The organism is Candidatus Desulfatibia sp. (assembly GCF_036446775.1).
Lineage (GTDB): Bacteria > Desulfobacterota > Desulfobacteria > Desulfobacterales > UBA11574 > Desulfatibia_A.
Window position 1 is genome coordinate 1 of sequence record NZ_JAZFTO010000365.1, and the last position, 11,921, is coordinate 11,921.

Here is an 11,921-nt window from a genome sequence, read left to right on the forward strand (position 1 = left end):
CGCGGCAAGCCACGGGGTATCAACAAATGATATTTTCTATCTTAACGCAGCAAGCTGCGGGGAATTTAACCCGACAGATTCCGCAACCTTAATCGCGTATTCATTGTAATCTGTGTAATCTGCGAAATCTGTGGATTAAAAAATTGGGCGCCGATTACCTACCAGATCGTTTCAACATGTGGGTAGTTTAATATTCTTTCATCTTTCGTGACTAAGGATGCTCCAATTGTGGTAGCGGTAGCAACGATAATGCGATCCGCAGGGTCGCTGTGAAAGGGCTTTTGCAAGGAAACAGATTTAACGGCAATAGCGTTGTCAATTGGGATGAATTTAACAAACGGCAATCTTTCTGATTTGGCAATCCAGTCACTTACCTCTATTGTAAGTTGTAAACGTCTTTTGGCTACCAGTAGGGCGACCTCCCAGGCGCTTATGGATGAGATCAAAATTTCATCATTCTCTACAGTACTGTCAATTATTTTTCTTGCAGGCAGAGAAAGGTTTTCAGGATTGCTTACCCACCAGAGCCAAGTGTGAGTGTCCAGGATAATCATTTTAAAGACTCCCAGTCTTCCAATCCTACAGGTGCGGTCGGATCTTCGTACTTGATCACTGAATTTCGGAGCGCTTTTAGGGATTCCAAAGGATCTTCTGAAAACGGTACAATTTTTAAGGTCGGTTTACCGTGGTCAGTGATGATTAATTCTTTGCCTGTCTCTTCTACATAACGAAAATACTTCAAGGCATGAGGTTTGAATTTCGATTTCGATATTACATTGTCCATGTCGAGACTCCAATTAAATATATTTGAGATATAATACCATAATGACCATGGTCAGTATACCATGGTCATTACACCTGTCAAGTGGAAAACATCCTAAAAATGGAAATGGGGTCACCCATTTGCCCCCGCAGAGGCCGGGTTTTTTATTGGAATAAATTTGGTTGCTCTCAATTGTTTCAAGGCTTCATCTGTAAAAAACCTTATAGATCAGCTTGGTTGAGCTTTTCGACCACATAATGAGGAAATATCTTCTGAAGATTCTTGTCAAAACTGAAGAACTTTTTTGCCTGGCATTTCCTGGCTTGGGCAACGATTAAGAGGTCTGCGAAGTCTCCTCCTTTCTTATATTGCTTAGCAACATCGCGGATAACAGCGGAATCCGGAAAGGTAAAAGTTGAGGTGGAAATAAGGTTATCCAAAAATTGAGAGATATCCTCTCTTGTGCATCGATAGACTGATTCTAGAACCCACACTGTTTCTATGAGAACCTCTGATAAGATAATTATTTGCACAGAATTCTTTTCGGCTGACGCAACAACTTGTTGAACTATCTCAGCCTGGTTCTCATCGTCTTCAATCAGCATTCGGACCAGGGCGTTGGTATCGAGAGCGATCATTGCGGGCCCCTTTTTGCACGCTTTCTCCGTATTGCAGAGTCCATTTTTTCCAAGGAAACAGGTCTTGCCGGACTCCGGTGTTTCAGCATACCGAAAAGCAGGGCTGCCGGGTTTTGTTTGCTGGTAATCATAACTTTGCCTTCCTCAAGAGGGATGAAAACAAGCTTGTCAGAGGTTCCCACCTTAAGCAACTCTCTGATTTTTTTGGGTATTGTGATTTGGCCTTTTGAGGATATTGTACCGGTTATCATTTTTTCACCTCATAGTCTTGTGTGTTGATAAAAATCCTTACCTTATGGTAAGGATAACATTCCGCTGAATCCTGTCAAGGCCAAATATCAGAATGAGAGTAAAGAGTTGCAAAGAGTTGGGGGCAGGAAAAGACAGAGGTCAGAGATCGGAGATCCACAGATTACCCCAGTGAAATACGCTTCGCTGTCACTGACGTGAATTGCACGGGGCAGGCGCAGATTTCCACAGATTAAATAAAGTATGGGTGATGAAAGGGTCCACAGATTACGCAGATTAGCGCAGATTAAAAAATGAGTGATGAAAGGACATTCAAAATAATTGGGGTTAGGAAAAGACGGAGGTCAGAGATCGGAGGACCACAGGAATATTCTTTAGCCACCAGCCCTGCGGGCAAAATATAGGCACACTATATAAGTATAATTGTAACAGTTCAGCTATCTTTGACAGGATAACAGGCCCGCCCTGGCCTCCGGCTCGTAGAGACATGAGCCTACGCCTCGGAGAGCGCGACTTCCATAGAACATACTAAGGATGCTGTAAAATATATAAGCCAGACCCAAAGATGCAAACTTGCAAATCCAGGTCTGGGCCAGGGATAGACTTGATTGTGTTTTCAGTTTGACCTTGACACTCCCCATTTATGTGGTTACAATAATTACATCGCTAAGTGGTTACAATGGTTACCTTAGGAGGTATTTATGCAATTAACCCGCGTTGGCATTCGAGATGCCAAAATCCACCTGAGCAAATATATAAAGATGGTTCGCAACGGAGCAGAGGTTATTTTAACGGACAGGGGACGACCGGTTGGGAAAATTGTTCCAATCGATCCACAAGATCTGCCTCTTTCTGCCCGAATTAAAAATCTTGAGGATATGGGCGTTTTAGAAACGCTTTCTCAAAAAAAACGGAAAAAACTTCCTTCCCCTATCCCGGTTCCAAATAACATTGCCCAAAGTATCCTGAAAGAGGATCGAAACAGTGCCTAACGATTTACAGGTAATTTACTGGGACGCTTCTGCCATTTTATCGACGCTTTTTAAAGACAGCCACAGTGAAAGAGCAATAGCATGGGCAGAGGTTGAGGGCGTCCATTTTATCTCCACGCTTGCATATTCAGAAGTTTGTGCGGTTATCGCCCGCATGAAAAAGGATCGGATTCTCTCTGATCCTTTAGTGTCGGTGAGCTATGAAATGCTGGAGCAAGGCCCCTGGCGCCGCCTTACAGCCTCGCCGGAATGGGAGACTCAAAAGAGCCTATCAGAGAAATGGTCTTTGCGTGGGGCTGACCTGTGGCACCTTTCCACGTCAAAACGTCTACAATCTGAAATTCCGGAATTAACCTTGGCTACTTTCGACCTACGCCTTCAAAAAGCAGCTCGGGCAGAGGGATTTGGCACAGAAAGACTTTTGGGACAGCCATAAGTTTACCTCATTAAAGGTTTTCGGCATCAACATATTTGAAATCTTGAGAAATTTCCTTATTCTCTTGCGCCAGATCTATATACGCACGCTTCATCTTTTCCTCAAATATTTTTTTTTCAATTTGTTCTATTTTGACCTCAATTGATTCGCGAACCAAAGCAGAAACCTTTTTACCTTCCAACGCAGATATACGTGAAAGTTTATTTTTAAGTTCAAAAGGGATCTGAATATTAAGCCTTACATTTTTTTGTGATATATTTTGCTGCATAACTTATGACTCCTTTTTTACGATTTTTTACTCATTCATCTTTATCAATAAATTTGCCCAAAAATCAATAAATTTGCCCAAAATCAAGCCAATTTATGGCGTCAGGCCGGTCTTCCTTAAAAATCGCTTTATCTCAAGTTGCATGCTCGACTTCGGCATTAACTTTCAAGCCGATCTCACGTTCAGCTTCAGCGCAGGCGGCTGAACCCCTGAACCCCTGAACCCCTGAACATCCTCAGACAAAACGCACCATTATTTAATATCGGCCAGAAAGCCCTGGATATTTGTATCCTTTTGGGCATTACCTGGCTGGTCGGGAAGAAATTCGGTCCGCCGGAGTTGATGCAAGTATTTGCCATTTACGGCAGTTTTATTTTGTTTGTGGTCTTTTCTTTACTAAATATATGCCTTGACCAGCAATATATCCTCATGTATTTTTTACCATGATGTAAAATCCGAAAGTCATCAAGTGGCGTTATAATTTTTTTGCCACAAAAATCTCAAATTTTCAACTAAGGAAAAAGATTTTAACATGGCGCGTGTTAAGACCGGGCTTGAGAATTTTGTCGAAGCACCCCCCGCATGGTTATCCGGCCATCGCTTAGGGCTTTTGTGCAATCATGCTGCGGTGGACAGAAATTTTGGCCATGCCCGCGAACTGATCAATCGACAACTCCCGGGACAACTCAAGGCCTTGTATGCTCCCCAGCACGGATTTTTTGCCGATAAACAGGACAACATGATCGAATCGGACGATATGATCGACCCGGTTTTAGATATTCCTGTTTACAGCCTTTACGGCCGCACCCGCATTCCCGATAAAACCATGTTCGAGCCCATCGACACCCTTATCGTTGATCTCCAGGATGCCGGAACTCGCGTTTACACCTTCATTTACACAATGTCATACTGCCTTGAAGCCGCCCAAAGGTTCGGCAAAAAAGTTCTGGTTCTGGATCGGCCCAATCCCATCAACGGCAGCATGGTCGAAGGCAACTGCCTGACGGCCGCATGCGCTTCTTTCGTGGGACGCTATCCCATACCCATGCGCCACGGACTGACCATCGGCGAGCTTGCCGGCCTGTTCAACGATGAATACGGCATCGGGTGCGATCTTGAAGTTATTGCTATGCAAGGCTGGAACCGGGCTATGTATTTCACCGATACCGGCCTGCCCTGGATCGCACCGTCGCCTAATCTGCCGACACCGGCAACCGCCGTGGTTTATCCCGGCCAGGTGTTGTGGGAAGGGACCAACGTCTCCGAGGGAAGGGGGACCACCCAGCCGTTCGAATTGTTCGGCGCACCCTATATCGATATAAAACCGATACTTGCGGTGCTGGAAGAAGGCCGGCTGCCCGGCGCAGTTTTAAGACCGGCGGCTTTTGAGCCTACTTCCAACAAATGGGCACGTACGCTGTGCCAGGGGTTTCAGATACACATCACCGACCCGTACAAATTCAAACCGTATATTACTACCCTGAAACTGATTCAGGCGGTCAGATTTCATCATCGCGACCGCTTCGAGTGGAAGTCTGGGCCTTATGAATATGAATTCGACCGCAATCCCATTGACCTTATCATCGGCGACAAGGATATCCGCAAGCGTCTTGAGAATTTTGACGACATCAATGATATCGAAGCATCCTGGCAGAGCGATTTGAATGCATTCATAGAACTGAGCCGGAAATATCATCTTTATACGTAACCGTTCACGGGTTCAGGGTTCAGGGTTCAGGGTTCAGGGGTTCAGGGTTCAGGGGTTCAGGGCTTCAGGGGTTCGAGGGATATGCTTAAGAATCGTTAGAAAAAAAGCACTCTACCCCTTGAACCCTTGAACCCTTTGCATCAACTAATCGGGAGAATAACCTTTTTGATAAATGACGAATGGCAAGTGACCAATGACAAATGACCAACCAAAATGGAAGCGGATGCGTTTTAAGGAGAACAAGGTCTGGCTGGCAACCGATCAGAGTGGAAAACCGGTTGTCAAAAACAACAAGGTATTGATCAAATACCAGCTGGATCAGGATTACGAATACTGGGTCCATCAAAATAAAGTAACATCGATTGAATCATCCCAACCTGAAACCAAAGTTCCTTCCAAGAAAAAATCTGCAAAAAAGCCTCCTAAAACGAAAAGCGCTCAAGAGACGGAAACCTTCGATGCCACCGCATACGATGGTGCCGTATGTATTTATACTGATGGAGCATCTTGCGGGAATCCCGGCCCTTCCGGAATCGGCGTTTTCCTGCTGTATGGGAAACACCAAAAAGAGATATCGCGTAATATCGGTATGGCAACTAATAATATTGCAGAGCTTGAAGCCATTCGAGCCGGGCTGCTGGAACTAAAAAATACCGATCTGCCGGTACGCGTCTTCACCGACAGCAGCTATGCCTACGGTGTTCTGACATTAGGATGGAAGGCAAAGAAAAATACGGAGATGGTAAGATCCATTAGAAAAACGATTGCAAAGTTCAAGGATCTGAAAATCATCAAGGTAAAAGGGCATGCTGGTATCGAGGGCAACGAAAAGGCGGACTTACTGGCAACTTCGGCCGCAAATAAATAAGCACCCCGCCTCAAATTGGACGGGGCGCTTGTTTTGCAGGCTTAAAGTTTATAATTTTACGTAAAGCGCTTCTAGTTAGGCTTTTTCTGTCTTCAGCGTCTCAATCTCTTTTTTGAGATCGTCGATTTCCTGTTTGTATTTTTCAGAATCATCAGAAGTTACCGGAGTATCAAAAGATGGTTCATCTTTCTTCCAGGTATCTTTGAGCTCGTCAAAGCCCAGATAAAGCGCCAATCCACCTCCAAGCAGCAGGGTAACCGGGATAGCACCGGCTAAAAGCTGCAAAAAAGGTTTCCACCATACTGACATGCCAATGAGACCCAAAACAGCTGCTACCGCCCCACCAATTAAAGTTTTCATATAAACCCATCCTCCTTTAATTAAATTTAATTTTGCTATAAATTTTTATAGAATTACATCTAAAGCCGTTATAGCTGTTTTATACCGGCGAAAAAAACATCATGGAGAACCTTTCCTGAATAAGAATCTATGAAATAGCATAACAAATTTTGTAACGCAAGCTTAATTTTCTCGATATGGGCATATTTTAAAGTAAATTCAACACGAATGCTGAATTAGCCTCTTTAAATATATAATAACGTGGATTCACTTTCTTTTTTTATAATAATCAGCGCCGGAAAATGAATGATTGCAATCAAAATTAAGATTTGTTAAATTACACTTTTGATAAATTCGACTTTTTACGACGCCGTCAACTATAGATGGCTAAGCGACCTTGGATAAACGTCATGACAGCATGGATTAAATTAAAGTTAGCGCATCTTAGGATAAAACTAAAAGCAAGGATAAATTCCGTCCTTCAGAATACCCACGATCATTATCTATGCCGGCTGCCGGAAGATATCGGTTTTTTGTCATCATTTATGCTCAAAACCTTCTTTTCCGGCGTAACAGTTTCCAAAGAACAGACCCGGAAACTTAAAGTTCTTCAAAAAGAAGGTATTATTGTTTATACCTACAAACACAAAAGCTATTTTAATTACCTCTTTTTTTACACGCGCTATAAGCAGGAAGGCCTGCCATATCCTCAACTGGGCTTTGACTATAACATTCTTATCTGGCAGCCGCTGTCACACCTTTTTAAGGTTTTTCTGGCGCATCTCGATTATTTTTTCTCCAACCTGTCGTTTCCGGATCCTTATCGCAACGGATATATTCGCAAGGAACTAATCGGTGGACGAACGGCGCTGCTTTCACTGGTGGAAAAAAAGGGTTTTCATCGTAGATTTGTAAAAGCCAAACCAGATCCGCTCCGCTATCTTATAGAAGTCCAGCAAGCGATCGACCGTCCCATATTTATTGTTCCTCAACCTATCTTCTTTGATAAAAACCCCCAAAAGTCTACCCCCAGCATAATCGACGCCCTGTTTGGGACTAAAGAGAATCCGGGCAAACTCAGGCGTCTGATAATACTGCTCAAAAATTCCGGCAAGGTTTTCGTGGAGGTTTCAGAACCGTTTAATCTGAAGACCTTTCTTAAGCAACCCGAAAACCAGGCCAGAGATATTGAATATCAAGCCCTGGCCCTGAGGCGCGACCTGCTTCGTCAAATCAATCGACATCGCCAGACCATTACGGGGCCGGTCCTTAAAACCAGGGAAGAGCTGAAACAAAATATCCTCACAAAAGAACGCCTTCAAAAGTTCATGGCGCAGCATTCAAAAACACGCGATATCCCCTTGCAGCAAGTGCACAAAAAGGCAGATGCCTTTATTGATGAAATTGCCGCCAATTATAATGTGGTCTTGATAAAAATATATTCAGTCGTGATAACATGGTTCTTAAAGACCATGTTTACCGGGGTTACGGTCAATAAAGAAGAGCTCAACAAAGTTAAAAGCATGTCGCAAAAAGGACCGCTAATTTTAGTGCCATGCCACAAGAGCCATATCGATTACCTGATATTATCTTATCTGCTGTACCATAACAATATGCCGTGTCCACTTGTGGCTGCGGGGAAAAACCTTTCTTTCTGGCCCCTGGGACCGCTGTTCAGAGGAGCGGGCGCCTTTTTCATCAGGCGAACCTTTCGAGGAGCAGTATTGTATTCAAAAGTGTTTACAGAATACATTCACACCCTGCTGAAGGAAGGGTTTAACATAGAATTTTTTATTGAAGGCGGGCGCAGCCGAACCGGCAAATTAATTCTACCCAAACTGGGATTGCTCTCAATCCTTCTCGACGCTTATAAAAACAAGGCCTGTGAAAATATGATCTTTGTACCGATTTTCATAGGATACGACAGGGTCCTGGAGGAAAGCTCATATCTTAATGAAATTGAAGGGGAGCAAAAACAACCCGAAAGCCTTTTGCAAATTATCAAAGCCCGAAAATTTTTGAAAAAAAGGTACGGCAGGATCTATGTCCAGTTTCATGATCCCATCTCTATTAAAAGCGTTTTGCAGCAGTATGGTACGCCCATAGAGAAAATGCCGCCCAAGGAGCTTAATGTTCTTTGCCGTAATCTGGGGTACAGAATCACCAACGCCATAAACCGGGTTTCGGTTGTTACGCCGCATGCCCTGGTGGCAGCCGCTGTTATGAACTGCTCCAAGCAAAGTTTTACTTATGCGCATCTAATGTCGCATGTTGATACATATATGAATCATTTGTATGCCTGCGAAGCCACACTGGCCGACACACTTCTCTTCGATCATGTGCATGCCGTCGAAAATACCCTGGACACTTATGTTCAAAGGAAATTTATCGAGCGTATCACCAGAGATAAAGAGTCCCCACCTACGGATGGTCTTTTTAAAGTAAATGAAAACAAACGGTCCAACCTTGAATATTATAAAAATAACTGTATCACCTTCTTTGTACCGGCGGCAATTACCGCACTTTCAATCCTGGTTAAAGATGCGTTTCAGTTTTCAGCCTCTGATCTGCATGCCGACTACAAATTCCTTCAGTATTTTTTTAAATATGAATTTGCTTATGACGTTGACCGCACTCCGGAAGACTATGTCCGTAAAAATCTGAAATATTTCATAGACGACGCCATCCTGATGCCCCATCCCGTCCTGCCGGACACTTACAATCTTACCTCTTCAGGTTTTCGAAAACTCAAATTTTTTGCAAGTTTCCTGAAAACCTATTTTGAATCTTACTGGATTGCATTAGACTTTTTCAAGCAACACTCTCAAAATTCCATTAAACCAAAAGACCGTCTGAAAAAAATTGATGCCATCGGACAGCGTATGTATAAACAAAAGGAAATTGAACGCAAAGAAGCACTTTCCAGAATCAATTACTGCAACGGCGTAGATTTCTTCACCACCAACGGTGTCAAAGGTTCGGATGATTATGAAAAGATTGAATACTATGCCGATGCAATCCAGAGATATAATAATTATCTCTGATCTAGGTTGAGCGGTTCAACGTTCAAGGTTCCGGGTTGATGAGCCCTAACAGGCTCAATTCAAAAGAGTTACGCCTCAATAGAGGCGGCAAGCAGTTTTCACCCAATGGGTGCAAGAGACCAATCCTGACATTGAGTTGTAACGTTAAGTAATGTCAGGATGTTATAACCTTTGAACCTAGAACCCTGAACCTATAACCGATCAATTTAGTTTTAAGATTTAGGTTTTAGGTAAACATAAATTAATGTTTTAACAGACACTTAAAACTTAAAACCTAACACTTAAAACGGTTTTTAAATAATGAAAGCATTAATCCTTGCGGCAGGTTTTGGAACAAGGCTCCTGCCCTTTACTGCAAACCTGCCCAAATCGCTATTTCCCATTGCCGGGCGCCCGCTGCTGGATATCATCATTCACGCTTTGCAGCAGGCCGGCTGCCAAGCGATTATTATCAACACCCATCACCTGCATCAACAAATCGATGACTTCATCGCATCGCAGGAATATACGATTCCGGTACTGACCCGCCACGAACCCATAATCTTAGGTACCGGCGGTGCCATAAAAAATGTCGCCGACTTCTGGGATGACAGCCCCTTTATGGTCATCAACAGCGACATTATTACGGATATAGACTTGAAAAATGTCTATGATTTCCATTTGAATCATCCCCATCCGGTAACACTGGTCCTGCATGACGACCCGGAGTTCAACACCGTATCGATTGATGAGAAAGGTCTTGTTAAAGGTTTTCTCGATCAGAGTTTTACTTCCGCGCCATCCCCCAAGCCGGCCTTTATCTCTGCAAACTCCCGGCTGAAGGAAAAGAAGAAAGATCACAAAGACCAGGCCTGCGGCAACCAGGCCAGAACTCTCGCCTTTACCGGAATACATGTTGTCAATCCGGAAATTCTCGATTTGATCCCTGACAAAGAATTTTCAAGCATCATCGACCTATACACACAACTGATATCATCAACCGGCAAAATATGTGCTTTTATTTCAAAGAACTGTTACTGGAAAGATATCGGAACGCCGCCAAGGTACCAGGAAACCACTTTTGATAAAATGGCGCCCAAGGCTTTTCAGCAGGCCTTTTCGGGTCCCCTGAACAACAACATTCACTGCCGTCAAATCAAGGGAGACGGCTCAGACCGCAACTGGTACCGCCTAAATTTGAAAAATCGATCCCTGGTGATGGTGGACCACGGCATCCGGCCAAAAAGCACAACCAGCCAAGCCGATGCGTTTGTGTTGATCGGCAGGCATCTGCATGACAAAGACATACCGGTTCCAAGGATCTATTTGGCTGATACGTTTTCCGGTCTGGTTTTTCTGCAAGATCTGGGGGATACCAACTTTCAGAATTTCATCCAAAATACTGAAAACCCGCACCGGATCGTCTCTAACTACAAAGCGGTTATCGATCTTGTCTTAAAACAGTCTGTTGACGGCGCCCAAGGCTTTGATCCGGCGTGGACGTATCAAACTGAAAAATATAGCCGGGACCTTATTCTCGATAAGGAATGCCGCTATTTTGTTGAAGCCTTTTTAAACAAATACCTGGGAATGAACTTTAATTTTGAAAATCTTAAAGACGATTTTATGTACCTGGCGGACAATGCCCTTGAATTTGCAGTCAACGGTTTTATGCACAGGGACCTGCAGTCCCGCAATATTATGGTTAACAACAATCAATTTTACTTTATTGATTTCCAGGGTGGGCGCTCCGGACCGATTCAGTATGATCTGGCATCACTGCTGATCGACCCCTATGTTGAACTCCCCTACCCTGTGCAAAAGCAGCTTCTCGATTACTGTGTGGAAAAGCTTTCAGCTTTAATTCATATTGATCCGGAAAAATTCCGCCTTGGTTATAAATTCTGCGCTGTAACAAGAAACCTTCAGATTCTGGGGGCCTTCGCTTATTTGAGTCGTATTAAGGGCCAAACCTATTTTGAAAAATACATCCCCAAAGCTGTACGGTCATTGAAGCATAACCTTGCCATTTTCAAGAACTCGGAACTTCACAACCTTAAGGCCGTTGTTGATAAGGTATAAACTCTGATTTGTAAGAACACGGCGTTTCTGGTATATGCTATATGAAAGCATTATGAAACCAAAAAACATTTGCCGCGAAGTCACCAAGACACAAAGGAAATATTCGATTTTTTGTCTTCCTGCCTGGGTGCCTTAGTGGCAGAAAAAAATATCACTTTAAACCTAAAACGCGATGAATTCTAATACTATGGATCCATCAAATTTGGAGGTACAAAATGAACCCGATAAAAGTTATGGTCAACGGCCTGCCCGGCAATATGGCCTCAAATGTTGTTCAACACACGCTCAACGACAACCGGTTTGAGTTGATCTCCCAATCGCTGACCGGTCCCGAAATCACTGCAACCGAAACGACCATTGATTCTGTTGCCTTCACTCTGATTCAACCGCAGGACAGAAATCAGGCCATTAGCGCCATCAAAGAAAACAGCGGCCCATTTATCAGTGTGGATTTTAGTCTCCCTCCGGCGGTCAACAGCAATGCCGAGTTTTATTGCAAGCATAATTTGCCCTTTGTCATGGGTACCACCGGCGGTGACAGGGACCTCTTGGCAG

12 protein-coding genes and 1 pseudogene are annotated in these 11,921 nt (G+C 43.7%); 7 read left to right on the forward strand and 6 right to left on the reverse strand.

Going from position 1 to position 11,921, the window contains the following annotated elements:
• Window positions 1-158 precede the first annotated feature (158 nt).
• The 4 genes from V3S16_RS16645 to V3S16_RS16660 all read right to left on the reverse strand — a co-directional run bounded on the left by V3S16_RS16645 (window position 159) and on the right by V3S16_RS16660 (window position 1,652).
• Window positions 159-554 (reverse strand): type II toxin-antitoxin system VapC family toxin, encoded by a 396-nt coding sequence (locus tag V3S16_RS16645; protein ID WP_413886981.1) that lies wholly within the window; start codon window positions 552-554, stop codon window positions 159-161.
• The gene (locus tag V3S16_RS16650) at window positions 551-784 is read right to left on the reverse strand and encodes a type II toxin-antitoxin system Phd/YefM family antitoxin (RefSeq protein ID WP_413886983.1); all 234 of its coding nucleotides are present in this window, start codon (window positions 782-784) and stop codon (window positions 551-553) included. The genes V3S16_RS16645 and V3S16_RS16650 overlap by 4 nt, the downstream gene beginning before the upstream one ends.
• A 200-nt stretch (window positions 785-984) precedes the next feature.
• Window positions 985-1,401 (reverse strand): type II toxin-antitoxin system VapC family toxin, encoded by a 417-nt coding sequence (locus tag V3S16_RS16655; protein ID WP_413886985.1) that lies wholly within the window; start codon window positions 1,399-1,401, stop codon window positions 985-987.
• On the reverse strand, window positions 1,398-1,652 hold the full coding sequence (locus tag V3S16_RS16660) for an AbrB/MazE/SpoVT family DNA-binding domain-containing protein (protein WP_413886987.1): 255 nt from the start codon (window positions 1,650-1,652) through the stop codon (window positions 1,398-1,400). Before V3S16_RS16660 ends, V3S16_RS16655 begins: the two co-directional genes overlap by 4 nt.
• 699 nt (window positions 1,653-2,351) lie before the next feature.
• Here V3S16_RS16660 and V3S16_RS16665 point away from each other — a divergent pair.
• A complete protein-coding gene (locus tag V3S16_RS16665; RefSeq protein ID WP_413886989.1) occupies window positions 2,352-2,642 on the forward strand; it encodes a type II toxin-antitoxin system Phd/YefM family antitoxin in 291 nt (96 codons plus the stop codon).
• Window positions 2,635-3,078, forward strand: coding sequence for a type II toxin-antitoxin system VapC family toxin (locus V3S16_RS16670; protein ID WP_413886991.1), 444 nt, complete (start codon window positions 2,635-2,637; stop codon window positions 3,076-3,078). The genes V3S16_RS16665 and V3S16_RS16670 overlap by 8 nt, the downstream gene beginning before the upstream one ends.
• Window positions 3,079-3,088: 10 nt before the next feature.
• Here V3S16_RS16670 and V3S16_RS16675 read toward each other — a convergent pair whose 3' ends face one another.
• Window positions 3,089-3,346 carry a hypothetical protein gene (locus V3S16_RS16675; protein ID WP_413886993.1) on the reverse strand — a complete coding sequence of 86 codons (258 nt, stop codon included), beginning with the start codon at window positions 3,344-3,346 and terminating at the stop codon, window positions 3,089-3,091.
• A gap of 532 nt (window positions 3,347-3,878) precedes the next feature.
• Here V3S16_RS16675 and V3S16_RS16680 point away from each other — a divergent pair.
• Window positions 3,879-5,054 carry an exo-beta-N-acetylmuramidase NamZ domain-containing protein gene (locus tag V3S16_RS16680; protein ID WP_413886995.1) on the forward strand — a complete coding sequence of 392 codons (1,176 nt, stop codon included), beginning with the start codon at window positions 3,879-3,881 and terminating at the stop codon, window positions 5,052-5,054.
• A gap of 193 nt (window positions 5,055-5,247) precedes the next feature.
• Window positions 5,248-5,922, forward strand: coding sequence for a ribonuclease HI (locus V3S16_RS16685; protein WP_413886997.1), 675 nt, complete (start codon window positions 5,248-5,250; stop codon window positions 5,920-5,922).
• Between the two features lie 75 nt (window positions 5,923-5,997).
• Here V3S16_RS16685 and V3S16_RS16690 read toward each other — a convergent pair whose 3' ends face one another.
• Window positions 5,998-6,282: a hypothetical protein gene (locus tag V3S16_RS16690; RefSeq protein ID WP_413886999.1), complete on the reverse strand. Its 285-nt coding sequence runs from the start codon at window positions 6,280-6,282 to the stop codon at window positions 5,998-6,000.
• Window positions 6,283-6,671: 389 nt separating this feature from the next.
• Between V3S16_RS16690 and V3S16_RS16695 the strand changes: the two genes are divergently transcribed.
• The 3 genes and pseudogenes from V3S16_RS16695 to V3S16_RS16705 form a co-directional block, all read left to right on the forward strand.
• Complete coding sequence (locus tag V3S16_RS16695; protein WP_413887001.1) at window positions 6,672-9,305, forward strand: 1-acyl-sn-glycerol-3-phosphate acyltransferase; 2,634 nt, start codon at window positions 6,672-6,674, stop codon at window positions 9,303-9,305.
• 300 nt (window positions 9,306-9,605) lie between these two features.
• Window positions 9,606-11,366 (forward strand): sugar phosphate nucleotidyltransferase, encoded by a 1,761-nt coding sequence (locus V3S16_RS16700; protein WP_413887003.1) that lies wholly within the window; start codon window positions 9,606-9,608, stop codon window positions 11,364-11,366.
• Window positions 11,367-11,581: 215 nt separating this feature from the next.
• Window positions 11,582-11,921: pseudogene (locus V3S16_RS16705) on the forward strand (dihydrodipicolinate reductase); the annotation flags it as partial.

Excerpts from the sequence above, each read along its gene's own strand:
- V3S16_RS16685 (WP_413886997.1), top strand. The coding sequence starts at position 5,248 with ATGACAAATGACCAACCAAAATGGAAGCGGATGCGTTTTAAGGAGAAC.
- V3S16_RS16690 (WP_413886999.1), bottom strand. The coding sequence starts at position 6,282 with ATGAAAACTTTAATTGGTGGGGCGGTAGCAGCTGTTTTGGGTCTCATT.
- V3S16_RS16650 (WP_413886983.1), bottom strand. The coding sequence starts at position 784 with ATGGACAATGTAATATCGAAATCGAAATTCAAACCTCATGCCTTGAAG.
- V3S16_RS16660 (WP_413886987.1), bottom strand. The coding sequence starts at position 1,652 with ATGATAACCGGTACAATATCCTCAAAAGGCCAAATCACAATACCCAAA.
- V3S16_RS16700 (WP_413887003.1), top strand. The coding sequence starts at position 9,606 with ATGAAAGCATTAATCCTTGCGGCAGGTTTTGGAACAAGGCTCCTGCCC.
- V3S16_RS16665 (WP_413886989.1), top strand. The coding sequence starts at position 2,352 with ATGCAATTAACCCGCGTTGGCATTCGAGATGCCAAAATCCACCTGAGC.
- V3S16_RS16680 (WP_413886995.1), top strand. The coding sequence starts at position 3,879 with ATGGCGCGTGTTAAGACCGGGCTTGAGAATTTTGTCGAAGCACCCCCC.
- V3S16_RS16645 (WP_413886981.1), bottom strand. The coding sequence starts at position 554 with ATGATTATCCTGGACACTCACACTTGGCTCTGGTGGGTAAGCAATCCT.
- V3S16_RS16655 (WP_413886985.1), bottom strand. The coding sequence starts at position 1,401 with ATGATCGCTCTCGATACCAACGCCCTGGTCCGAATGCTGATTGAAGAC.
- V3S16_RS16675 (WP_413886993.1), bottom strand. The coding sequence starts at position 3,346 with ATGCAGCAAAATATATCACAAAAAAATGTAAGGCTTAATATTCAGATC.
- V3S16_RS16695 (WP_413887001.1), top strand. The coding sequence starts at position 6,672 with ATGACAGCATGGATTAAATTAAAGTTAGCGCATCTTAGGATAAAACTA.